Source organism: Mesorhizobium sp. M8A.F.Ca.ET.057.01.1.1 (assembly GCF_003952565.1).
In the GTDB taxonomy this organism is placed as follows: Bacteria; Pseudomonadota; Alphaproteobacteria; order Rhizobiales; family Rhizobiaceae; genus Mesorhizobium.
In genome coordinates this window covers 5215724-5238085 of record NZ_CP034454.1, presented here as the reverse complement: position 1 = coordinate 5238085, position 22362 = coordinate 5215724, and the positions used below count along the sequence as shown (strand labels likewise).

Genomic DNA, 22362 nt, shown 5'->3' with positions numbered 1-22362 from the left:
ACATCGTTATCAACTCGCGCTCGGACGGCAGCGAAGCGCCGATCTGCGCGATCGTCGCGGCGTCACGTTCGCGCAGGCCGAGATTCTTCACGAAGTTGTCTCTGTCTCGCGGGTGGGCAGCGCCGCCGCCAGCCGGTCCGCCCATTCCTCGATGCCCGACCGTGTCGACAGCAGGTCCTGCCTTATCTCGATGAGGACAGCAGGGATGCCGCGATCATCGCCATGGATGGGCACGGCGTAATCGGCGTCGCGGCTGATCACATAGGGCACATTGGCCGCGACATTGAGGGCTGGGTCAGCGCGCAGGCCCGAAAGGATCGCCGCGGCGAGATCGGCTGCATGCGCATGCAGCACGCCCGCATGCCATGGCCTGGCAACACCAAGGAACACCGGCGTGAAAGAGTGGATCGTCACGATCCGCGTCGGCCTGGCTTCGGCGGCCCGGCAATCGAGAAGTGCCGACACTCGCTCATGAAACGGCGAAAACATGATTTCCGCGCGTCGGTTTCGTTCGGCAGCGTCAATGCCGACATTGCCGGGAATGTCAGTGTCTTCCGACAGCACCGGAATGCTGCCCGAGCTGCCCAACGGCCGGTTGAGATCGATCAGCAGTCGGGAATAGCCGCTGAGCAAGGCCGCTGCATCGAGCCGTGCCGACAACAGGCGCGTTACTTCCGCGGCGCCGATGTCCCAGGCTATATGGCGCTGCAGATGGCTGGCATCGAGCCCGAGCTGCCGATATTGCGCCGGCATGTGGTTGGACGCGTGCTCGCACAGCAGGACGATATCCGAGAGACCGTGCTCGTTGAGAACCTCCACGGCGTCGGGCCAATCTTCTTGAGTGAGCGAGTTTTTTTCAGTCTGCGCAGTCATCAATAAAGCGTCCGGTAGAGATCGCAGATGGCAATCGGATCGAGGCCGGCCAGACGCTCGGCTTCATGCCGCTTCAGCCCGACGAAGGTCTCGATGAAGATCGGCGCGAACCGGCCCGTAACGGTCTTGTCGGCAAGGAACGCGTCCAGCGCCGCCGGCAGGGTCTCGGGCAGCCTCACCAGACCGAGTTCCGCCCGTTTCGCCTCGCTCATCAGCGTCGGGTCGCCGGTGACCAGCGGCGGCGATGGCAGATCCGCCTTCAGCCCTTCCAGCCCGGCGCGGATGATCGCCGCCAGCGACAAATAAGGATTGCCGGTGGCGTCGGCCGCCCGGTACTCGACATTGTACTGCCGTGCCGGATCGCGTCCGCCGATCGTCACCGTCGGACAAATGCGCAGCGACGCCTCGCGGTCGCGGTCCGCGAGCCAGGTGTAGGACGAACTCCAGCTGTGCGGCTTGAGGCGATAGAAGGACGATACGCTCGACGCCGTCATGGCGGTCATTCCAGGCAGGTGGCGCAGCACGCCCGCACAGAAGGCGCCAGCCCTCGCGGAAAGGCCGCCGGGGCGCGCCGCATCGTAAGTCGCCGGCTTGCCGGTTTCGTCGACGAAGCTGAAATGGATGTGCACGCCATTGCCGACCGCATCGGGGGCGATCTTGGGCGCGAAGCTGGCGCGCCAGCCGGCATTGCGCGCCACTTCGCGCGTGATTTCACGGATGGCGACGGCGCGATCGGCTGCCGTCAGCGCATTGGCCGGCTCATGCGTCACTTCGAATTGCTCATTGCCGAATTCGGCGATGACGACTTCGGGGCCGATGCCTGCCTCCTCCAGCGCCGCCATCAGATTGGGGGCGAACGGGTCGGCGCGGCGCAGCGCGGCAAAGGACATCGAATGCGCCGGCGCGAAGCTGCCATCGGCAATGTGGAATTCGTGCTCGAAGGCGGCGATGACGGAGAGGCCGGTCGCAGCCTTCAATTCCGCCAGCGCCTCCCGGAGCATGGTCCGCGTGCAGCCGAGCCACGGGCTGCCGTCGAGCTCGACGATGTCGCCGGCCACCATGTCGAACGGGGTCGCCGATCCCGTCCGTTCGGTGCGGAAGCGTGCCTTGAGATCGGGGATCAGCCGAAGGTCCCCCGACGAGCCCCAGGGGTTGGGATCGACGATCGAATTGAACGGCGTCATCGACAGATTGGCCTGCAGCCAACCGACACCGGTCGCGGCGGTTTTTTGCAACTTGCCTTCAGTAACGAAGCGGCCCCGCGTAATGGCCGAGAGATCCGTGGTGACGACGGCAACGAGGGGCTCGACGGTCGATGTCATGCGGTTTTTCCCAAAGCGGTGAAGCGGTCGACGACGGCGTCGGTGTCCGTGACCCAGCAATAGCCGCCGAAGGCCTTCAGCGCGATGTCGTGACGTTCCTGGGTGATGGTGGCGCAGGCATCCGACACGCAGGTGACGAGATAGCCACGGTCGGCGCCGTCGCGCACCGTCATGTCCACGCACTGGTCGGTCAGCACGCCGACCACGACGAGGTAGCGGATGCCGAGATTTTTCAGGAGGTAGTCGACATTGGTCGAGTTGAAGATGCCGGACGAGGTCTTCGGGAGCATGATCTCGTCGCCGACCGGCGCCAGCGATGCGACCGGCAGGCCTTCGGGGAGGCTGGGCGCGACATGGATCGGCGTCAGCTTGTGGTCGAGCGAACGGTCGCGGCCATCTTCGGTCAGGCTCTGGATGATGGTGTGCAGCACCTCGACGCCATTGGCCCGCGCCGCCGCCAGCAGGCGCTCCTGGTTGGGGATCGTCTGCGAGGATGTCTGCCGGTAGAAATAATGGTCGGGGCCGCGCTCCGGATGCGAGGGATCCGCGCCCGGTTCCAGCCAGATGCGCTGCATGTCGACGAGCAGCAGCGCCGTCTCGCCGGCACGGAAGGCTTCGTCTCGCTTGGGTAGGGCCCGCTTGGATAAGGTTTGGGTCATGCCTTGTCGTCCTGCTTTGCTGCTTTGGGTCCAGGTGTCTTGCGTGGTTCAGCTGTCTTTCGGGGGCCAACCGTCTGGCCTTCCGCATCGCTGTCGAGTGTCACCGCATTGGCGTGCCGCACGTTCTCGATTCTCTCGATACGGGCCCGGGCGTCATCGCCCAGCGTCGAAACGATGTGGGCGGTCAGCGCCTCCATCTGTGCGATCGCCGGCGCCAGCGTGTCATAGGGGGAGGCGACTTCGAGCGGGCTGACGATCGTGACTTCAGCGAGATCGGATATCGGCGATAGCCATTGGTCGGTGAACAGAAGAATGCGCACATCGAGCGCGGCGGCCTGGCGTGCAAAGGCCATCACGTCGAGCTGATAGCGGCGATAGTCGAAGACGACGAGCACGTCGCGGCGACCGAGATCGGCCAGCGTGTCGAATGCTTGGGAAGAGAGCACGCCGAGATCGCGGACTCCGCTGCGGAACTGCACGAGATATCCGGCCAGCATGCCGGCGATGTGGCGGCTGAACCGGCCGCCGACCAGAACGATCTCGCCCTTGGCCTCCATCAAAAGGCGGGCGGCCCGCTCGTAGGTCTGGATCGGGGTCGCGGCGGTAGCTTTCTGCAGGGCCGCGGTGACGGAATCGAGATAGGCCAGCACCGCGCTGTCGATGGAACCGCTTTGCCGCTTGGTCTCCATCATCAACAGCGGCGAATGCAGCCTGGCCTCGACCTCGGCGAGCAGCTTTGCCTGGAAATCCGGAAACCCCTCATAGCCGAGCTTGACCACCAGCCGGACCACGGTGGGATCGCTGACGCCGGCGCGCCGCGCCAGCGACGAGGCGGTGCCAAGGCCGGAGGTCGGATAGTCCGTCAACAGCAGCCGGACGATCTTTTCCTCCGACGGCGTCAGCGCCAGATCCCCGCGCATCAGAACATTGCGTATCGCCATTGGCCCCCCCCGCAATCCATGGTCTATTATTTTGTAAAAACTATTACAGATACATTAAATAATGTCAACAATGAAGGGATGTTGACATCTGGCGATCGCCGGCCTTCGGCATCTTCGTCGAATATCCCCAGCGGACCCCATCGAAGGCGAGATCCAGCAGCATGTGCCCGATCACCTGGTAACCGAGCTGTGGCAGGTCATATCAGGCGCGACCAAGGGCCGGCGCGATGCCATCCAGATCACGCTGTTCGATTCCGTAGGCTTCGCCATAGAGGGACTTTTCGGCGCTGCGTTATGTCAGGGGTCAGCTGAAGTCGACCGGCCTCTACAAGGAACTCGACATGCTGACCGACCCCGACGAGCCGCGCGAGCTCTTCGGCATGCTCAGGGCTGACCCCTTCAGGCAAGGCACCCCTGCTGGTCGCAGGCAGCACCTCGATCTATCGGACATCGTGGCGAAAATCCGTCCATCCGGGCAGTACGCAAGATGCGATCGCCGAGCGCCGGCCGATATTCAGCTTGGCGAAGATCCGCCTGATGTGTTCGCGCACCGTGTAGCCGCTGATGCCGAGCTGGCGTGCGATTTCCTTGTCGAGCTTGCCGTCGGCGATCAGCAGCGCGATCTGCAGCTCGCGTCGCGTCAGTATATCGGCGGCCGTGAGCGGTGTGTCGCCGGTTGCCGGAACATAGACTGCGTCATAGATCAGATAGTGAGTTCCGGCGCATACGATGCGGCCCACGGGGCGCTGATCGCCATGGCCGCTCGGGCCGCCAGGCTCGTCGTCTTCGAGGTGCCGGATGGCGACCAGCGAATGGCCGTTCACCACAAAGCTCGACGTGTCCGTATCGGTGTTCCGCTCATTCCGTGACGCGGAGAGTTCTTCAGCGAACTCCGAAAGCCTCTGCAAGTTCTCGGCATGCCCAATCATGACCGAACGCCTTAGTTGGCAGGAAACTCATTACAATCACAAGCCCTGGCGCCTTAACAAACGGCCACGCCACCGGACCACGGCGCAACCCGTATGAATGCTGCATTGATGGCCCGAACTATAACACTTCCCGGAATATTAGCATTCCCAAAATCATTTGGGGCCATCAATTTTCAGGTCAGGTTGTGAACCCGGAGTTGATAGAGCGCAACAGGTCCGGCGTTATCCTGACACCGCGGTTGAACAGCCCGGCCGGCGCCAGCGGCACACCCGGCCGGCAGCCCCAGGCGCCGCCCGAATGCGGGCGCGGACCGGCGGTGTGAACGGCGATGATGACCGGCGGGCCGGCTTGCTGGCGCTGGATCCAGACGGGCGCGCCGCTGTGCCCCGGGCAGGTGTCGACGCTGTAGAAAAGCTGCCGCTCGGTGATCCGGTCGAGGCGCTCGGCATGCTCCCACTGCGTGCCCTCGGGCTTGTCGGCCGGATAGCCTGAAATGTGCAGCAGACGCGAGGCCCGGAGCCTGTCGAGATCCTGCCGGCTCGGCGACCATAGCCTGAAAAAACCCGGCGCCGGCGAGAACGGCCGCTCAAGCTCGATCAGCCCGACATCGTGCAGCGCCGACGGCCGACGGCGGTAGGGCGGATTGACGTGCCAGCGTTTCGCCCATTGCCAGCCGAAGGGGCGCGCGTCGCGGGACGCACGGCCCGGCGTGACCCGGATGCGCACGGCAAGGTTGGGCAGGCCAAGCCGCTGCCGGATCGGGCTGGTGATGCAGTGCGCGGCGGTCAGCAGACGCGTCGGCGAGATCAGGAAAGCGGTGCAGCCGGTCAGCCTGCCGTCGCCGAAGTCGCGCTCGATATGGCAGACCGCGCTGTGCGGAAAGCGGTTGGTGTGCGCGACTCTGGCGCGGCCGTCGGTCGGCCCCACCACCGCATAATCCGCTTCGTCGGCCAGACGGTCGAGTTCGAAGGGCGCTGGCGAGGACAGCGTCATGTGTCTTGCTCGGCTTGTGGTGGCTCGGCTTGCGGCGGCGCGACATCCGGCGGAGCCACATCGTAGATCCCGCCTCCGTTTGCCGCCTCCCGTGGCACGTCGGCCGGGGCCATGTCCGCGACCGCTGCCGGGCCGAGCATGCCGCGCAGGCGGTCCACCAGAAGATGGGCCTCCTCGCCGCGGCTCTCGAGATAGGCCGTGGCGCGATCCATGAATTCCTCATCGGAGCTGAACGACGCCTCGATTGGGCGCGGCGGGACTGAGCGCAGCGCCTTGACCTCCTGAAGAACGATGGCGTCGAGGTCGGCCCATACCGACCTTGCATGAGGTGCGACTTGCCCGTGCATCGGGATCTCCCTTGGTTCAGTTGGCGTAAATCAGCCCCGCTTCGTCGAATGTGGTGCTGTTGGGGTCGTAGAGCAGTGGCCGCTCCCGGTCCTGCAGCCAGCCCTCATAGTTGCGGGCCCGGCGCGGGTGCATGGCCTGTCGGGTCAGGCGAGCCGCCTGGACCAGGACTTGGCCCGGTTGCAGGTTGCGGATCGCGGTGTTGACCCGGGGGTCGGCGCGGCTCGGCTGCCGGTAATGTTCGATAATCCTCTGCGCGATCGAATTGGTCCCTTTGGTCATGCCAATGCTGAGCGGACGGTCGCGATCGATGCCGGCGCGGGTGATGCGATAGACCTGCGGTCCCGGCGCCAGGAACGGCCGCAGCAATGGATCGACGGCTTGGCCCCTGCCGGAGGCGGCGCGCGCCGCATCGATGGCGGCCAGCGACACCGGCGGCGTCCAGCCGCGCCAGCCCGGCAATTGCGAGCCACGCGCCCGTGCCGAGGTCTGGCCGCGCGCCGGCCGCGGGGCTCGCCCGCGCCGCACGGCTGCCTCGCCGAAGGCGGCGTCGCCGCCGCAACCGCAGCCGCAGCCGCCGCTTGGAAAATGCCGGCGCCTGACCTCGACGGCACGAAAACCCTGTTGTTGGCGGCAGCGCGCGCAGCCGCACGGCCGGCGGTGGCCGACCGTTTGCGCGGCCTCGTCGACCAGCGCGTCAAGTTGTTCGTCGAAATAGGACATGTCGGCTCCCTTTCTACGTTGTGTTCAATGCCGCTTGCCCGCCGGAGCTAACCCGGACCGGCATCCACCTTTGCGTCTGCCGCCGTCGCCCGCCGGCGCAGCCGCGCCACGGTCCTCTCCCGCTGTTCGACCGTCGGCAGCGGAAAGGAAGGCCGCGCCGGCCGTGGCGGCCTGATATCGAGATAGCTGGCGATGTTGGCGCTCGCATCGAGCTCAAGCTGCAATAGCGAAGCCGGTGCCGAAAGCAGCGAGACGACACCCGGGCCATGACCCGCCACGGTGCTGTCCGAGTGCACGATAACACCCACCGAAACATGCCCGCCCAGCCGCGAGCGACCATAGCGGTTGTCGGCGTCCATGATGCCGACAATGTCGCCGAAACGCAGCGAGCCGAGCTTGTAGCGGCGCACCATGCCCGGATCGGACATCTGGATGTCGTAGTCGCCGCGCAGCACATTGTTGCGGCCCAGCCCAGAGCCCATGACGCGGGCGGGAATGCGGTGCGTCACCTTGACGTGGATCCGGCCGTTGCGCTCCACCGGCCGCCAGCGCGCGAGCAGCCGTGGCGAGCAGTTCCAGATCGCAACGTCGGGATAGTCGGTCAGGCGCAGGCCAAGTCCATAGGCCCAGACCTGGATGCGGTCGCCGATCGCCATCTGCCGCATCGCCGGCAGCGGAAAGTCGATCAGCACCGTGTCGACGCCGCCATGCTTGCCGGTCACCACGCCGCGCGCGCCGGCGGCGCGGCCCGTCGTGACGATGGCGTGATTGCCGACGCAGGAATAGCTCTGCAGCGCCTGGTTGGCGGCATCAGGGCTGCCGCCTGCCGCGCGCGCCTCGTTGCGGATCGACACCGCCGGTTCGACATGATCGCCGGCGAGCCCGACGCAAGGGTCGCCGACGCGATGGTTGAGCACGATGCCGCCGGTGCCCGGCAGCGAGCGCGGCCTGCCGTCGTAGCCGATGCGCCACGGCGTTCCCTTCTCTGTCGGCGAAGCCACTTGCCCCGCGACGCTGATCATCACCAGGTCGCGCGCATTGGTGCGCAGGCCGTGGACCGGGTGGAGGCGGGCCGGTTTCATGCCGCCGCCTCCACTGGTGCCAGCTCGTACCAGAGCGCGCAGGCATTGCGCCAGGGATCGTCCGGCGTCTCGTCATGGTCGGCTGGATCCTCCAGCGCCCAGTCCGTTTCGCTCCAGCCGTCCGGCAGCGCCAGGATGACCGGCGCGACGACCTGCACGATGGCGGCGCTGCGGCCGCTCGCGGCGATCGGGGCGGCGGCGGGCCAGAAGGCCGGACCAGACCAACCCGGGATCGCGCCCGGATGACGTGTGGCCGGAAACGCGAGCCGCTCCAGATAGTCGCATAGCGGCGGCCGGGCACCGGCGCTGCCGGCGATGGTGAGGATGTAGGTGCTCTCGGGCTGCAGCGCGGCCGACAGGGCAATGACGTCGCGCGCGCATTCGTCGAGCGGTGCTGCGGTGCCGGCGAGGTCGCCAAGCCGCGCTTCAAGCGCGGCACAACAGCCTTCGAAGCGCGGCATCAGGGCAGTGCCTTCGCGCTCGGGCAGCGCGCTCTCATATTGCGCGTCGCCGACCCAGTGCACGCGTGACGACAGCCGGCCGTTCTGCCAGGCGCGGCGCCACGGCTCGAGCTCAAGCACCATTTCCCTGAGCGTCGCGTCCCGCGCATCGGGATGCAGCCAGCCGCCACCCATCTGGTCCGGCCGGTGGCGGTAGTACTCGTCATTGTCGAGCAAGGTGTAGAAGCCGCGCGGCAGCCACACCCGCGCCGACTGCGACAGCGTCACCGTGACCAGCAGCCCCATCGGCGACAGCGCCAGCGGCGCATCGATGACGATGTTCGGGGGCTTGGGCGAAAAGCGCCCGGAAAGAGCCAGATGGTGGTCCATCGCGGACACCCTTCAGAAACAAAGAGTTGTAGCTGTCCGGCGACTCTACCGGATGCTGAACAGCTGCAACGGTTTAGGCGGCGATGCGCGAGGCGGTGTTGCGGTTGAGCCCGTACGACCAGTGCACACGATCGCCATCGAGGCCGGGGAAGCGGCGCCCTTCGCGCGTCAGCCGGTAGGCGGCGAGCCACGCGTCGGCCTGCGAGCCCATCTTCTTGGCGTCGGCGTCGAACTCGGCCGGCGTGATCGTCGTGCGGAAATCGTTCTCGGCGATGTATTGCAGCGTCCTGCGCCCCGCATCCGCCATCTTGGCGCGCTGCGACATCTCGGCCGCGCCGCCCAAGTGCCGGTTGGCGACGGCTTCGATGACGTCCCATTTGGTGTTGGCGTCGAAGGACTTCTTGATGTCGGGCGCGTCGAACAGTTCGAAGATTTGCTGCACGTACTGGCCGGTTTCACGGGTCAGCGCCAGGATGTTGCCATAGCTCGAACGGTCGAGATGGTAGCGCAGGTCGGTACCGACACGCTGCACCGTTGCGAGCGCCGCGAACGGCCGGTCATTGATGGACGAGCTGCCGCGGATGACCTGGCCGATGGTCAGATCCTGGAAATATTGCGACATCGCGTTCATGAAGGCGACCAACATGAAGTGGAAGCTGCGGTTGACGATCGCGCCCGAAGGCACCGGCGCGCGGCCATAGTTGAAGACGCGGCGATAGGCGATCAGCCGGTCGCGGCGCTTGTAACGAATCGGCCGCCACTTCTCGAGGATGTAGAGCCCGCGTGCGCCGGGGCCGCGCTGGATGCGGATCTGGCCGTTCTGGAACAGCCGGCGCAGCACATCGACGACCTGGAACAGCTTCATGCGGTCCATCTGGTAGATGTAATAGAGTTCTGCCGAGGCCTGCAGCTGCGGCGGAATGATGGATTCGTCGAAGTCGTTGCGCAGCAACGGCATCTGCAGCGCGTCGAACGGCTTGAGCGGCCCGTCGCCGAAGCCCACCAGATCCGCAAAGCTCGTTGTCGTCGCACTGGACGAGCGATCGAGCAGTTCACCGTAGCGGCCCTCGAACTCGCTCTCGAAAGCGGCGCGGTCCGCCGGCGACAATCCGGGCAGCTCGTCCCTGAAGAAGCGCTGGAACAGCCTTTGGATGACCTCATTGGATTCGCTAGCCATAACAGACCTCATGTTGCTCGAATTGGCGGCTCACGGTTTCAGGCTTTGGGCGGCTCGCTGGAGCCAGCGTCCTGACTGGCATTGATGGCGCTCATCACGGCCGGCACCAGGTCGAAGAAGCGCGCCAGCTCGCTGTCGGTGATCGTCGCGGGAAGGCCTGGTGGGACGGGCTCGACAGCGCGCACGCGCTTGACGAACTCGCTGCGCCGTTCGTCCTGCGGCTTGGTCTTCTGAAACTTGACGATAGCCTGCAGCGACGGGAATTCCGCCCGGATGAGCCATTGGCCCGCATTGGTGCGACCAACGATGTCGCCCGTCGTGTCGACTGCAGCCGCGTAGAGTGCCGTGACATTATCCCTGTCGCGCAGGCCAAACGACCGCACCGTTTCGTCAAACCTGTCGATCGCCTTGCCGATGTCGCCAAGCTTCTTGTCGATCTCGCTACCCTTGGGCTGGTTCTGCAGCGCGGTGGCGATGGTCTCCATCGCGGCGGTCAGCCGTTCGAAGGTCTTCGACTGGTCTCCGTCGGGATATCTCCTGATCGCCTTGGCAACGTCGACGATGGCCTTTTGGGTTTCCTGGCTGCCGGTATCGACCTGTTTGGTCAACAGGTCGATCGATTGCGGCGTCTGGGACTCCACTTCGAAGCGAGCCTTGACCCCGGCGTGGAACTTGTTGGCCGGATGATAGGGAAACGGAATTTTCGCAGCCATTGTCCTGCTCCTCTCATGCCTGCTCAGGCCGACCAGTAGTCGGGACGGTTCTGACCCATGCTTGCCATCGAGCTCGCGATCGGCGACGGCATCTGGACCGGGCTCGGCAGGTTGGTACCCTGGTTGAACGTGTTCTGCAGGATCGTGCGGATCATCCAGCGGATCAGCGACTGGTTGTTGCGGAAGTTGAAGACGTTGAAATCGCATTGCTGGGTCAGCGATCGCACCAGGCGCTCGGTCTGCTCCTCGGCCTGGTAGAAGGTGCGCAGCTCACGCACCATAAGGGCCTTGAGACCGGGGTCCCAGGCGCCAGCGCCACCGAACGGGTCGAGCAACTCGCCGGAGATGGTGGCGAGCTTGGTCTTCAGCTTGTCGCTGAATTCACACAGCAGCACGCCGGGGTTCGCCACCTGGTCGGTCAGGTCCAGCACCGCGCCGACGGCGAGGCCGACGGCGGTCGCCCGTCTCTCCTGTTCACCGAGGCCGTCCGGATCGATGCCGACCGCATAGAGATCGATCGCCCGGTCGAGCAGGAACAGCATGTAATCCAGGAGCACCTGGCAGCTGATCTCGTCGTCGTCGCAGCCGCAGCCGGCGAAGCAGTCGACCTGCTCGAGCAGGAAACCGCGCGCGATGGTCAGGTTCATCAGCCGGACGGCGCCCTGGTCGGGGCCGCCGGCGCCATAGAGGCCGTAGACGATGATTGGCGGGCGCGCGACATAGAGCAGCCGCGAGCTGCCCTTGGCGACGAAGGCATCGACGAAGAGCTGCAGGCTGGAGACGAACGCCACCAGCGGCGGCGATTCCGGTGGTCCCGATGTGATCGGCACGTCGATCGGAACCGGAATGCTCTGGCCGAACTGGATCAGGCGCTGGAAGCGGTGAACCAGCATCGCCGACGCGGTCGACAGTTCACGCAGGCTCTCGACGCTTGCCCCGGTCGAGAGGTCGACCAGGTCGTCCATCGCCTGCGACAGCGCGTTCTCTTCCAGAAGGGCACGCAGGTCCGCCTGGCCGCCGGCTTCCAGTTGCAGGACCAGATTGCGGTAGGCTTCGATGCCGCGCGGCCAGTCCTCCTGGCCAAGCGCGCTTTCGACCGAGCCGGTCAGGCTGCGCAGCGCCATGATGACGGCGTTGCGGCGCGCCTGCAGTTCACCGGCCGCCGAACGCATGATCGAGGTGCTGCGTGTGATGCCGTTGGACGCTAGCCCCTCGCCGATGGCGACGAGGATCAGCCCGGCCAGCACGTCGCAGCTCTGGGCAAAGCGCCGGAACAGGATGGCGCTGCCATCGGTCAGCGTGCCGACATAGCGCGCCAGGCGCGAATACTCGCCGAGCTGGCGGCGCGCCGACATGGCGCGGTCGTGGTTGACCGAATCCAGCGAAAGGCGCGCGGCGGCCAGCCCGTCATTGGCGAGCTGCCGGATCGAGCGGCCCCAGCCAATCATCTCGATGCGGATGTCCTTCAGCGGCGAGGAGGTCGAAAGCGTCTGCAGGTCGCGCTCGAGATCGTCCTGCGCCTGGGCCATTTCGACCGAGGACGGGCCCGTGTTCCGCACCTGCGGCACATAATCGGGCACGCTTGAATAGGGCAGGCCGGCGCGTTCGCGGCGGTCCCTGTCCGCTTCCTGCGGGTAGAAGTTCAGCAGCGCGTTGGCCATCTGGTCGGGATCGCGCGGATCACTGACGCGCAGCGTCTTGCGCAGCAGATTGTCGACGGCGACCGTGGCGGGCGACCGAAATTTCGAGACCGGGCTGGCGGCGGTTGTAAACAGGTCGGCCATGACATCTCACCTCATGCAACGAGTGCGGCTGGGGACGGTTGCGCGGCGGGTCGTCGGTTTGCCTGGCGCTGGGCCAGGTTCCTGATGACGAGCTTGGCAATGGCGTCCGGTTCGGCGCCGGCCTCCAGCGCGAAACGGCTGGCCGACACAAGAAAGCGTGGCGGCAGGTCGGGTACTCGCCCCGCCGCGATCTGGATTCCGCCGCGCCGGATGCGGGCTTCGTCGGCGCGCGTGAATGGAATGGCATCGGCCAGCGCGTGCTGGCCCAGCCCCCGCCGAGGCTGGTAGGCGATCTCGTCGACCACCGCCGGGATGAGGCGCGGCACCGACGCAAGCAGCACCGGAGGCAGCCTGTGGCCGCGCGACGGATTGTAGAGCGCGCGCCAGACGCGTTCCGCGCGCGCCGCCTCGGCCGCGAAGCCCATGCGGCGCAGCATTTCGGTCAGGATCAGGACCCGGATCCAGCCGGTCGGATGGGCGCCGCCGGGGCGATAGGTCAAGGCGCGCGCGCCGGGATGGGCGAGGAACTCCATCATGCCCCAGACCGACGCCGTGCCGCCGAGCAGCAGCGCCGCCAGATCGGCGAAAATCTCCTTGTGCCAGCGGCGCAGGATGGTCACCACGAGCGGATCGAAGCGCATCGAGGCTAGCCGGTTGCCGACCGCCTGCGCGTTCTCCTGCCACAAGCCCATATCGGCCTGCAGATTATGCGCGACCTCATGCAGGAACACTGATTGCCAGGGATTGTCGCGGTCCCAAGGGACGCGGATCACAGGGAACGGATTGCTGTCGCCGAGGAGCCGTGCCAGCGCCACGCCACGACGCTGCGTTGCCGGCGAATAGCCGTGTTCCATGTAGGTCAGCGGCTTCAGCAGCGGGCCGGCGAAGACGCCGGGCAAGGCCGCGCGGACGACGGTATAACAGTCCATCGCGATCGCGTCATGGGCGGCGAGCGCCGGCGCGAAACCCGAACCGCGCTGCGACATCACCTCGAAGAACATGCCGAAGCTGCGGCGCAGCCGGTCGATGCTGCGGTCGAGCAACGCCATCTGGGTGAGTGCCGCCTGCGCCGTTGCCGGCGGCCAGCCGCGTTCGATCACGGCGATCTGCCGATTGATGGCGTTGCCGATGGCGGCCAGCCGCCGGTTGGCGGCGTGGAAATGGGCTCGCGACGGCGCATAGGGCAGGTCTTCGGGACGCAGCCCGATGCGCCGCGGCGTCAGCCGGTTCAGGCGCTGCGCGCGCGCCTTCAGCGCCCGCAACTTGGTGTCCAGGAACCGCCTGGTCGAAGAACCCGTGCGCATCGCCACGATCCTTCTGGTTGCACCGAGAGGGTTTCAGTTGGGCCGGATGGTGATGCTGACCGGACCGCGGATGACGATGCGCCGCCGGCGCCCGGAACCCTGGCCCTGGCCATAGCCCGGTGCATACCCACCGGTCCAACCGCCAATGCCGCCCATTCCCCCGAGCGCCCGCCCGGCGGCGCGCGCCAGGATGCGTGCCGGAGCCATGCCGGAGCGGACCGCCGCGGCCGTGCGGCGCACGATTCGCCGGCCTCTCTGCAAGGGCTGCGTCAGCTGCCGGCGCAAGCCATGCCCGCGTGCCGCGACACGGCGCGCGGTGCGCGCCAGCACCATTGGCCGCACGGAAGCCGGGGTGCGGCGGGTGACCGCTGTGCGGCGCACGCTGTTGGCGATGCGCGGCAAGGCGCGGATCGCGGCCGGCCCGCCACGGTTGACGAGCTGGGTGGCGGCGCGGCGCACGGTGCGCACCGCCTGGATGCGGGCGGCCGCCGGCATGCGGGCGGCGGCGGGGCCGAGCACGCGTCTGGCGGCGAGCCCCGCGACCAGCGGGATGGCGGCGCGATTGCGCACGGCGAGCTCGGCGAAGGCATCGAGCGCTTCGTCCTCGGAGGCTTCGTCCGCCATCAACTGGCCGATGACATTGGCGACGCCGCCAATTGCCGTGCCGTAGCCTGGGATGAGGCTGGCAACCGGCGCCACGGCGCGGGCGATGCGGCCGATGGTGGGAGCGGCACGCCGCACGGTGCGCACGGCGCCGCGTATGCCGCGGGCGATGCGCCGGAAGAACTCGTCGCTGTCTTCAGCCGCGAGCGCGAAGCCCAGCGCCTGGTCCCAGCCGTCATCGTCGCCCTCGTCGAAATCGTCGCTCTCGTCGAAGTCGTCGCCTTCATCGAATTCGTCGCCGGCGTCCATCTCGTCGAAGCTCGAAGCCTCGTACTCGTCGCCCGCGTCATACTCGTCGCCCTCGTCGCCTTCATCGGCACCTTCGAAGCCGTCGCCTTCGTCCATTTCGTCGAATTCGTCATAGCTGTCGGCGGGGCCTTCCGCTTCATCAAAGGCTAGGTCGTCGAACATCGATTCGTCATACCCGTCCATCTCGAGATCTCCTCTTGAGCGATCGGCCCCTCAGGAGAGCGGGACCAAAGCGATTAACGCCGGTGGGGATAGTCCCCCTGAAGTGATCGCCCTCAAGTCGGCAGGACTGGGTAGCCCGAAGATGGTCGTCAGTATCGGCGACTATTCAGGTACGGAATTTTGTGCTTAAAACAAATATATTGCGAGTATTATTTTACTATAATTTATTATAACCGGATTTACGGATGATATCTGACGTGAAGCGCCAAAAATTGGAGAAAGGCCCATAAATACTTCGCGGCATGCTGAAAGCCGCCGTCGCCGGCCAGGCTCGCCATAAGGTTGGGAAGTCTTCCTCGTCTTTACGGCAACGCAACATGCTTCTCAGTTCGGCCATATCTCCTGCCGTGATCACGATCATCATCATGTCGCCTGCGCGGCGTGGAAAATTATTCGTCGCGATGGCTTTTGAAGGGCCAATCGTTTCTTTCCCGCAAGGGGGAGTCGATGAGACTTGTAGGCATTGGCGGCGGAAAGAAACCGGTAAGGAGCCTGATATGCCCAGAATAGTACCCGTGCTCGATTTGAGCCGGTTTGAGCAAGGCGCATCGGAACGAAGGACATTTCTGGCGGATCTCCGCTCCGCCTCGCGCGACATCGGCTTTTTCTACCTGGCCGGACACGGGATCTCCTGGGCCGAGATCAGCGAGGTGCTCACCGCGTCCCGCCGCTTCTTTGCCTTGGCCGAGGCCGACAAGCTCGCGATCGAGATGGTCAAGTCCTCGCAGTTCCGCGGCTATACGCGCGCCGGCGGCGAGCTGACCAAGGGCAAGGCCGACTGGCGCGAACAGCTCGATATCGGCGTCGAGCGCCAGCCCATAGCGCAAGGCCCCGGAATTCCCGCCTGGACGCGGCTGCAGGGGCCGAACCAGTGGCCGGCTGCGTTGCCAGAACTCAAACCCGTCTTGCTGGCATGGCAGGCCAAGGCAACAGGGGTGGCCATCAGGCTCTTGAAAGCCTTCGCGCTGTCGCTCGATCAGCCAGAGGATGCCTTCGACCCGATCTACCGTGAGCAGCCAAACCACCGCATGAAGATCGTGCGCTATCCGGGCCGTGAGGCGACCGGCGGTGATCAAGGTGTCGGCGCGCACAAGGATGGCGGTTTCCTGACGCTGTTGCTTCAGGATGACAATAAGGGGCTGCAGGTCGACTATGATGGCAGCTGGGTGGACGTGGACCCCATTCCCGGCACGCTCGTCGTCAACATCGGTGAATTGCTCGAGCTGGCCTCGAACGGCTATTTGCGTGCGACCGTGCATCGCGTCGTGACGCCGCCCGCCGGCATTGAACGCATTTCGGTGCCGTTCTTCTTCAGCGCCAAACTCGATGCGACGATACCGCTGCTCGAACTCCCCGAGGAATTGGCGACGCAGGCGCGCGGGCCGGCCAGCGATCCGGACAATCCGCTGTTTCGCGATGTCGGAACCAATGTGCTGAAAAGCCGGCTGCGCTCGTACCCTGACGTCGCGCGCCGGCATTATGCCGACCTGCTTGAGCCGGAAACCGGAGCGGGTTGAGCCAGTTGACACAGGAACGAATGGATTTTTCGCAGTCCTGGCTGATTTTGGAAAATCGTTCGTCGTATCCGCGTGAAGATCGGTTCAAAAGAGAAAAATCCGTTCGGTGTTTTCCTCCCATTTCGCTGAACGGTGTTCCCTCTGAAGGTTATGACCTTCTTTTGGCCGGGCCGTTTCGCGCCCGGCCATTTTTCTTTCCGCTTTGCGCGTTGCCGGTGCGGCATTGATCCGGCAGACTTCGGCATGCGCCAACCGTTGCAATCAGTGGAAGAAGGAGAGGTCTCATGACATCCAGTGTCGCCGTCATTGCCGGGGCGGGCTCGGGATTGAGCGCATCGCTCGCGCGTCTTCTCGGCAGGGAAGGATTCCAAATCGTCCTGGCCGCCCGAAATATCGAGAAGCTCGGTGCATTGCAGGCGCAAACCGGCGCGCAAGCGGTGGCGACGGATGTCTCGGATCCGGCCTCGGTGGAGCAGCTGTTTGATGTCGCCGACAAGGCTGGTCCGCTTTCCCTCGTGGTTTTCAACGCCAGCGGCCGCGCTCGCGGCCCGATAGCAGAGCTTGATCCCGAGGCGGTCCGTCAGGCGCTCCTGGTCGGGGCCTATGGTGGGTTCTTGGTGGCTCAGCAGGCGGCCCGCCGGATGCTGGCCTTGGGCTCGGGGTCGATCCTTTTCACCGGCGCGACGGCAAGCGTGAAGGGGTTCGCCGGGTCTGCCGGCTTTGCGATGCCCAAATTCGGATTGCGCGGGCTGGCGCAATCCATGGCCCGTGAACTGGCGCCCAAGAACATTCACGTCGCGCATTTCATCATCGATGGGGCCATCGCCTCGGCCGCGTCCGGACAGGAGCCCGGGCCGCAGGACCGCCGGCTGTCGCCGGATGCGATCGCCGCGGCCTATCTCTCCATCCACCGCCAGCACCGCAGCGCCTGGACCTGGGAAATGGAGCTCAGGCCATGGATCGAAAACTTCTGACCGCATCAGCGATCCATGCGACCTTTGCATGGCTCGTGTGCACAGGCCTTGAGGAGAGTCGACATCGCATGAGGATGTCACTATATAGCGGCGGCTTCGATGGCTCGCGCCTTGAAGCGTAACGTCATAAGGCGGCTGCAGCGACAGCCATTGAGATACGAAACGGACTGGAAGCCGTAACAGGTAGAAGCAATAGCTCGGAGCGGGCAGATCCCGCCAACGGTACAGTCCCTCAGAATCAGAAAATGTTCTTCACCCCTCGATTTCCTTCGGCTCTGTGGACCCTGGACGGCATTGACTTGCCGGCTGGCCGCGACTCGGCTGGAATGGGAGCATGCATCCTTTGCGGGATGCCGACGTTTATGATTACCAACCGGCTTTGCCGCCAGGGAAAAGCAGTATGAGTGAACATGCGATCGAGTTCTTGCGGGGATGGATCGGTGAAAAGGTCCATTGCCAGTCCCATGCGAGGATAGAGAAGCAGGCTGAGACATTGGCCCGCGAATGTGCCGCCAAAGCGGCCGAGGTCGGTATACCGCTGGAGGACATCCAGGAGGAAGTTGGCGACATTCAGGAATTGATCGCTTCCCGGCTCGAGGAAGCGGCCGAGGCGGACGAAAACCAGCAGGCCCCCAGCAAGGCCGCGGAATAGATTTTCAGGGACAACCCTGTCTGAAAGCGCGGGCCGTTCGGCCCGCGTTTTCGTCTCAGCCGAACTTTTCTTTCAGCCACGCCTTTGGCAGCGCCGGCACGAAATTGCCGTCGCGGCCGGTCATGTCGTCATTGGCGACCAGGGCGTTGAGGATCGATTCCTCCACCGCCTGGATCACCGCGTCGAAGAACGGGTCGATGTCCGCGTCGGGAATGAAATCGGCGCTGGCGATGTGGCCTGACGGCGCCAGCGCCGCGGCGGGATTGGCTGTCGAGAAGGCGAGGAAGATGTCGCCCGAACTGTGATAGCCGAAGCCGCCGGTCATGGCGACGCCGAGCGGCACACGCCGTGCCAGCCGCCTCATCTGGTGCGGCAGGAACGGCGCGTCGGTGGCGATGACGGCGATGATCGAGCCCTTTTCCGCGCGCGACGTGGCTTCGCGGATCGCCGGTTCGGTGAGTTCGAGATCGGCGCGCCAGCCACGAATGGTGAAATTGTGCCGCTTGCCGAAATTCGACTGCACGAAAGCGCCGACCGTGTAGGTGCGTCCCTGCCATGCGACGATGCGCGATGCCGTGCCCGAACCTGCCTTGAAGCCGAAGGTGATCATGCCGGTGCCGCCGCCGACGCTGCCTTCCTCGATCGGTCCGCCGGCTGCGCCGTCGAGCGCCTCGGCGACATGCTCCGATGTCAGATGGTGGCCGTTGATGTCGTTGAGAAACCCGTCATAGGTCTCCGCCGCCACCGGCAAACCCCAGGCGCTGTCGATCGCGGCCGGCAGCACCCGGTTCATCCAGCGCAGCGTGCCGTCACGCGAAACACCGCAGGAATGCGTGTTGGTGATGGTGATCGGGAAGTTGAAAGCGCCGGTTTCCTCAATGATGTGCGAGCCGGTCAGCTCGCCATTGCCGTTCTGGCTGAAGATGCCGGCGAAGACCGGCGTCGCCAGCTCGGCGCGAGGCCTGGGCAGGATGGCGGTGACGCCGGTGCGCACCGGTCCCCGGCCGACGACAAGCGGACCATCGCCTGAAATCAGCGTCGCATAGCCGACGGCGACGCCGTGCACGTCGGTGATCGCATTGAACGGCCCCGGCTTTCCGTCGAAACGGATGGCGAAGCTTCGTGCGCGCGGCTTGCCCGATGGTGTTGCCAGATGGTGTGGATTGTCGGTCATGTCGTTAGAACAGGGATCCCTGATTGCCGGGTTCCTTGGCCTTTGCCGCTGGCCTGGTGACCGACTTTGGCCGCGCCGCGCCACTGGTTGCCACCGCATCCGCCGTACCATCGGCGAACTCCAGCGAAAGCGCCATGCCTGACGCCACGTCGGCCGCCTGCTTGACGACGCCACCGTCGGCGTCCTTCACCAGCGCGAAGCCGCGCGCCAGCACGGCCTTGTGTGACAGCGTCGCCATCAGCCTGTCGGCCTGACCAATACGGCTGCGCAAACGTTCCAGCCTGATCAGCACCGCTTGGCCGCCACGTCGCGTCAAGGCCGTCAGCAAATCCCTTTGTACGCGCTGGCGCCGCGCGGTCGGCTCGATCGTGATGCGGCTTTGCAGGAGGACCAGTTGTTGCCTGTGTCGATGAAGCGATGCCTTCGCGCATTTTGGCAACTGATCGGCCGCGCGGTTCAGTTCCGCGCGCCGGGCTCTGGCCAGCCCGCGTAGCCCCGCCTGCGCCCGCAAAAGGTTGCGGTCGTTGTGGCGCCGTGCCTCGGCGATCCTCTGCGACAGCATCGCCGGGTTCAACTTCACCGCGAAGAAACGCGCCCGTTTTCGTTCGGTGGAGACCATGAGGCCGCGGCCGAGCCTCGATGTTGCGTCATCGAGGCGCCGGCGCGGCAGCGCCAGCAATTGATCGGGCGAGGGCAGTGCCCGCGCGGCCGCACGGGCCGCTTGCCGCTTGCGCTCGAAATTGCGCAGCACGGCGGCCTTGAGCCGCGCGCCGAGGCTCGCCAGCGTCGCTTCGAGGTCCGCCTTCACCGGCACCGCGATTTCGGCGGCGCCGGTCGGTGTCGGCGCCCGCACATCGGCGACAAGGTCGATCAGCGTCCAGTCGGTTTCGTGCCCGACGGCCGAAATCACCGGAATGTCTGAGGCGGCGACGGCGCGGGCGAGTGCCTCGTCGTTGAAGCCCCACAGATCTTCCAGGCTGCCGCCACCGCGCGCGACGATCAAGAGATCGGGACGCTGGATAGGGCTGTCCCATGCCAGCGCGTTGAAGCCGGTAACGGCATTGGTCACTTCCGCACTCGCCGTGTCGCCCTGCACGCGCACCGGCCAGACCAGCACATGCAGCGGAAAGCGGTCCTTGATGCGGTGGATGATGTCACGGATGACCGAGCCGGTCGGCGAGGTGACGACGCCGATGACGCGGGGCATGAAGGGCAGCCGGCGTTTGCGGCCCGCATCGAAAAGCCCTTCCGCCTGCAGCCGGCGCTTGCGCTCCTCGAGCAGCGCCATCAGCGCCCCGGCGCCGGCCGGTTCCAGATTGTCGATGACGATCTGGTAGTTGGACTTGCCGGGATAGGTGGTGAGCTTGCCGGTGGCGATCACCTCCATCCCTTCCTCGGGGCGGAATTTCAGCCGGCTCATCGTGCCTTTCCACACCACGGCGTCGAGCCGGGCGCGATCGTCCTTCAGCGCGAAATAGGCATGACCAGAGGAATGCGGCCCGCGATAGCCGGAGATTTCGCCGCGCACCCGCACATTGCCGAAGACGTCTTCCACCGTGCGCTTCAGCGCGCCGGAAATCTCGCTCACCGTGTATTCGGTGGCGTTGGTGCGTGATTCGGATGCTGCTTCGCTCATTGGCCGATTGGGGGCTGGTTGGCCGTCGACGTCAAGGCGTCGTGACGGGACCGGCGCTCGTGGTCAGCATTCGCCCGATCCTCTCACCAGCCCGGCAGGATCTGGTTCGCCTTGGTCCGCCTGATCTTGGCGTAGGCTAGTGCCGCGAAATCGAACGTCCCGGCCTCTTCGACGAGCGGCACCGAGATGTTGTCCAGGCTTTCCGAGATGTGGCGGGCAAGCGCATCGACGATCTCGGGCCGCGAGGTCTGGCCGCGCATGATGCCGATGCGGCAATCGGGCAGGGTGCCGAAGCCGTCGGCCTCGCCCAGCACCCGCATGCCAGGCCTGAGCGCGCATTCCGGCAGCACCGAGACCGCCAGGCCGGACAGCACGGCGGCGGTGATCACGGTCGCCGAGAAGCTGGTGAACAGGATGCGGTAGTCGCGGTTCTGCTGATCCAGCACGTCGACGGCGGCGCGCCGCCAGATGCAGTTCGGCCGGCCGAAGGCCATCGGCAGCGTTTCCTGCTCGTGCGTTGCGTGGTTGGCTGAGGATACCCACAGCAGCGGCTCACGTCGCACGACTTCCGACTGGCCGCGCACATCATTGTGCGTCACCAGCGCCAGGTCGAGATTGCCGCGCTTGATGTGTTCGACCAGTCCCGGCGTCGGCTCGCAGATGACGGTCAGTTCGACGCGCGGATTGGAGCGGGTGAAACGTGCCATGATTTCCGGCAGGAAACGATCTGCATAGTCGTCCGGCGTGCCGATGCGGATCGTGCCTTCGAGCCGCTGGTCGTCGAAGGCGGCGAGCGTCTCGCGATTGAGATAAAGCAGCCGCCTTGCGTAGGAGAGCAGCTTGTCGCCTTCCTCCGTCAGCCTGTTGGTGCGCCCCTCCTTCTCGAACAGCGGCTTGCCGATCCGCTCCTCCAGTCGGCGCATCTGCATCGACACCGCCGACTGGGTCCGGTGCACTTCTTCCGCTGCGCGCGTGAAGCTGCCGGTATCGGCGATCGAGATGAAGGTCTGCAATTGATCGAGATCGAGCGGCGCTTTCATCGACATGATCCATCACTAGTGTTGATGCCAAAGATTAAAAACATTCGTTGGATTAATCAATCGGTCGATGGCAAATTGGCATTGTCCACATGAAGGCATGTGAATCGAGGCCGGAACGGCTGCTGTCGCCAGCGCCGATCGCCCGGTTTCGTCCGCTCGACTCCGAAGGAGAGACTGACATGACCACGATCGATTTCGCCACCGAGACCTCGCGCATCACCTCGCGTCCGGCCGTTGCGATGCGCGTGGCCAACGCCGCCTTCAATATCTACCGCGCCTGGAAAAACCGCCGTGCCTTCTACCGCCTGGGCGAGATGTCGGATGCCGAACTCGCCGATATCGGCCTGACGCGCGCCGACCTGCATGTCGCGATCGACGTGCCGTTCGGCCGCGATCCGACGGCAATCCTGCGTGAGATCGCCAGCGACCGCGTGGAAACGATCGAGGATATCGCCCGCAAGGTAGCGTGATTGGTTCAGTTTGGGTCTTGTTGAACCTTTTGCGGTTCAGCGCGACCAAGGTTCATGCAGGCTCCCCACTCCCTGCCGGTTCCCCGCCG

At 65.3% G+C, this 22362-nt stretch carries 23 protein-coding genes and 1 pseudogene; 6 read left to right on the top strand and 18 right to left on the bottom strand.

All coding sequences use genetic code 11. The features are described from left to right. Positions 1-87: 87 nt before the first annotated feature. From EJ077_RS24965 to EJ077_RS24950, 4 genes are read right to left on the bottom strand one after another with little or no spacing between them, the layout of a single operon-like run. Positions 88-873, bottom strand: a complete 786-nt coding sequence (locus EJ077_RS24965; protein ID WP_208697095.1) for an N-formylglutamate amidohydrolase — start codon at positions 871-873, stop codon at positions 88-90. Then, the gene (locus tag EJ077_RS24960; protein ID WP_208697094.1) at positions 873-2195 is read right to left on the bottom strand and encodes a glutamine synthetase family protein; all 1323 of its coding nucleotides are present in this window, start codon (positions 2193-2195) and stop codon (positions 873-875) included. The genes EJ077_RS24965 and EJ077_RS24960 overlap by 1 nt, the downstream gene beginning before the upstream one ends. Then, positions 2192-2854 (bottom strand): cysteine hydrolase family protein, encoded by a 663-nt coding sequence (locus EJ077_RS24955; protein WP_208697093.1) that lies wholly within the window; start codon positions 2852-2854, stop codon positions 2192-2194. The genes EJ077_RS24960 and EJ077_RS24955 overlap by 4 nt, the downstream gene beginning before the upstream one ends. Beyond that, a complete protein-coding gene (locus tag EJ077_RS24950; protein ID WP_208697092.1) occupies positions 2851-3795 on the bottom strand; it encodes a MurR/RpiR family transcriptional regulator in 945 nt (314 codons plus the stop codon). Before EJ077_RS24950 ends, EJ077_RS24955 begins: the two co-directional genes overlap by 4 nt. A gap of 74 nt (positions 3796-3869) precedes the next feature. On the opposite strand from EJ077_RS24950, the pseudogene EJ077_RS24945 reads away from it, so the two are divergent. Beyond that, positions 3870-4181 (top strand): annotated as a pseudogene (locus tag EJ077_RS24945) (hypothetical protein); the annotation flags it as partial. Between the two features lie 54 nt (positions 4182-4235). Here the strand turns inward: EJ077_RS24945 and EJ077_RS24940 are convergent. From EJ077_RS24940 to EJ077_RS24890, 11 genes are all read right to left on the bottom strand, one after another. Beyond that, positions 4236-4724, bottom strand: coding sequence for a helix-turn-helix transcriptional regulator (locus EJ077_RS24940; RefSeq protein WP_208697091.1), 489 nt, complete (start codon positions 4722-4724; stop codon positions 4236-4238). 178 nt (positions 4725-4902) lie between these two features. Further along, entirely contained in the window at positions 4903-5718 is an 816-nt protein-coding gene (locus tag EJ077_RS24935; protein WP_208697090.1) for a trypsin-like serine peptidase, read from the bottom strand. Next, positions 5715-6065 (bottom strand): hypothetical protein, encoded by a 351-nt coding sequence (locus EJ077_RS24930; protein ID WP_208697089.1) that lies wholly within the window; start codon positions 6063-6065, stop codon positions 5715-5717. The genes EJ077_RS24935 and EJ077_RS24930 overlap by 4 nt, the downstream gene beginning before the upstream one ends. Positions 6066-6081: 16 nt before the next feature. Continuing rightward, positions 6082-6786: a hypothetical protein gene (locus EJ077_RS24925; protein ID WP_208697088.1), complete on the bottom strand. Its 705-nt coding sequence runs from the start codon at positions 6784-6786 to the stop codon at positions 6082-6084. 47 nt (positions 6787-6833) lie between these two features. Further along, a complete protein-coding gene (locus tag EJ077_RS24920) occupies positions 6834-7868 on the bottom strand; it encodes a DUF4438 domain-containing protein (protein WP_208697086.1) in 1035 nt (344 codons plus the stop codon). Continuing rightward, a complete protein-coding gene (locus tag EJ077_RS24915) occupies positions 7865-8698 on the bottom strand; it encodes a hypothetical protein (RefSeq protein WP_208697084.1) in 834 nt (277 codons plus the stop codon). The genes EJ077_RS24920 and EJ077_RS24915 overlap by 4 nt, the downstream gene beginning before the upstream one ends. Before the next feature lie 73 nt (positions 8699-8771). After that, positions 8772-9875, bottom strand: a complete 1104-nt coding sequence (locus tag EJ077_RS24910) for a hypothetical protein (RefSeq protein WP_208697082.1) — start codon at positions 9873-9875, stop codon at positions 8772-8774. Between the two features lie 38 nt (positions 9876-9913). After that, positions 9914-10588: a hypothetical protein gene (locus EJ077_RS24905; protein WP_208697080.1), complete on the bottom strand. Its 675-nt coding sequence runs from the start codon at positions 10586-10588 to the stop codon at positions 9914-9916. Positions 10589-10611: 23 nt separating this feature from the next. Beyond that, on the bottom strand, positions 10612-12372 hold the full coding sequence (locus tag EJ077_RS24900; protein WP_245458544.1) for a hypothetical protein: 1761 nt from the start codon (positions 12370-12372) through the stop codon (positions 10612-10614). A gap of 11 nt (positions 12373-12383) precedes the next feature. Then, positions 12384-13676 (bottom strand): hypothetical protein, encoded by a 1293-nt coding sequence (locus EJ077_RS24895; RefSeq protein WP_135930437.1) that lies wholly within the window; start codon positions 13674-13676, stop codon positions 12384-12386. 33 nt (positions 13677-13709) lie between these two features. Continuing rightward, a complete protein-coding gene (locus EJ077_RS24890; RefSeq protein ID WP_208697078.1) occupies positions 13710-14771 on the bottom strand; it encodes a hypothetical protein in 1062 nt (353 codons plus the stop codon). A 536-nt stretch (positions 14772-15307) separates the two neighbouring features. Between EJ077_RS24890 and EJ077_RS24885 the strand changes: the two genes are divergently transcribed. The 4 genes from EJ077_RS24885 to EJ077_RS24870 all read left to right on the top strand — a co-directional run bounded on the left by EJ077_RS24885 (position 15308) and on the right by EJ077_RS24870 (position 17953). Beyond that, positions 15308-16327, top strand: a complete 1020-nt coding sequence (locus tag EJ077_RS24885) for an isopenicillin N synthase family dioxygenase (protein ID WP_208703125.1) — start codon at positions 15308-15310, stop codon at positions 16325-16327. 20 nt (positions 16328-16347) lie between these two features. Beyond that, the gene (locus EJ077_RS24880) at positions 16348-16554 is read left to right on the top strand and encodes a hypothetical protein (RefSeq protein ID WP_208697077.1); all 207 of its coding nucleotides are present in this window, start codon (positions 16348-16350) and stop codon (positions 16552-16554) included. A gap of 57 nt (positions 16555-16611) precedes the next feature. Next, a complete protein-coding gene (locus EJ077_RS24875) occupies positions 16612-17301 on the top strand; it encodes an SDR family NAD(P)-dependent oxidoreductase (protein WP_208697075.1) in 690 nt (229 codons plus the stop codon). A 400-nt stretch (positions 17302-17701) separates the two neighbouring features. Further along, entirely contained in the window at positions 17702-17953 is a 252-nt protein-coding gene (locus EJ077_RS24870; protein ID WP_208697073.1) for a DUF768 domain-containing protein, read from the top strand. A gap of 55 nt (positions 17954-18008) precedes the next feature. On the opposite strand, the gene EJ077_RS24865 is transcribed toward EJ077_RS24870, so the two are convergent. The 3 genes from EJ077_RS24865 to EJ077_RS24855 all read right to left on the bottom strand — a co-directional run bounded on the left by EJ077_RS24865 (position 18009) and on the right by EJ077_RS24855 (position 21803). Then, positions 18009-19127: a P1 family peptidase gene (locus tag EJ077_RS24865; RefSeq protein WP_208697070.1), complete on the bottom strand. Its 1119-nt coding sequence runs from the start codon at positions 19125-19127 to the stop codon at positions 18009-18011. Positions 19128-19131: 4 nt separating this feature from the next. Beyond that, positions 19132-20763, bottom strand: coding sequence for an exodeoxyribonuclease VII large subunit (gene xseA / locus EJ077_RS24860; protein WP_208697068.1), 1632 nt, complete (start codon positions 20761-20763; stop codon positions 19132-19134). 83 nt (positions 20764-20846) lie between these two features. Further along, the gene (locus tag EJ077_RS24855; protein WP_208697065.1) at positions 20847-21803 is read right to left on the bottom strand and encodes a LysR substrate-binding domain-containing protein; all 957 of its coding nucleotides are present in this window, start codon (positions 21801-21803) and stop codon (positions 20847-20849) included. Positions 21804-21982: 179 nt separating this feature from the next. Between EJ077_RS24855 and EJ077_RS24850 the strand changes: the two genes are divergently transcribed. After that, positions 21983-22273 (top strand): DUF1127 domain-containing protein, encoded by a 291-nt coding sequence (locus EJ077_RS24850; protein WP_208697063.1) that lies wholly within the window; start codon positions 21983-21985, stop codon positions 22271-22273. Positions 22274-22362: the final 89 nt, after the last annotated feature.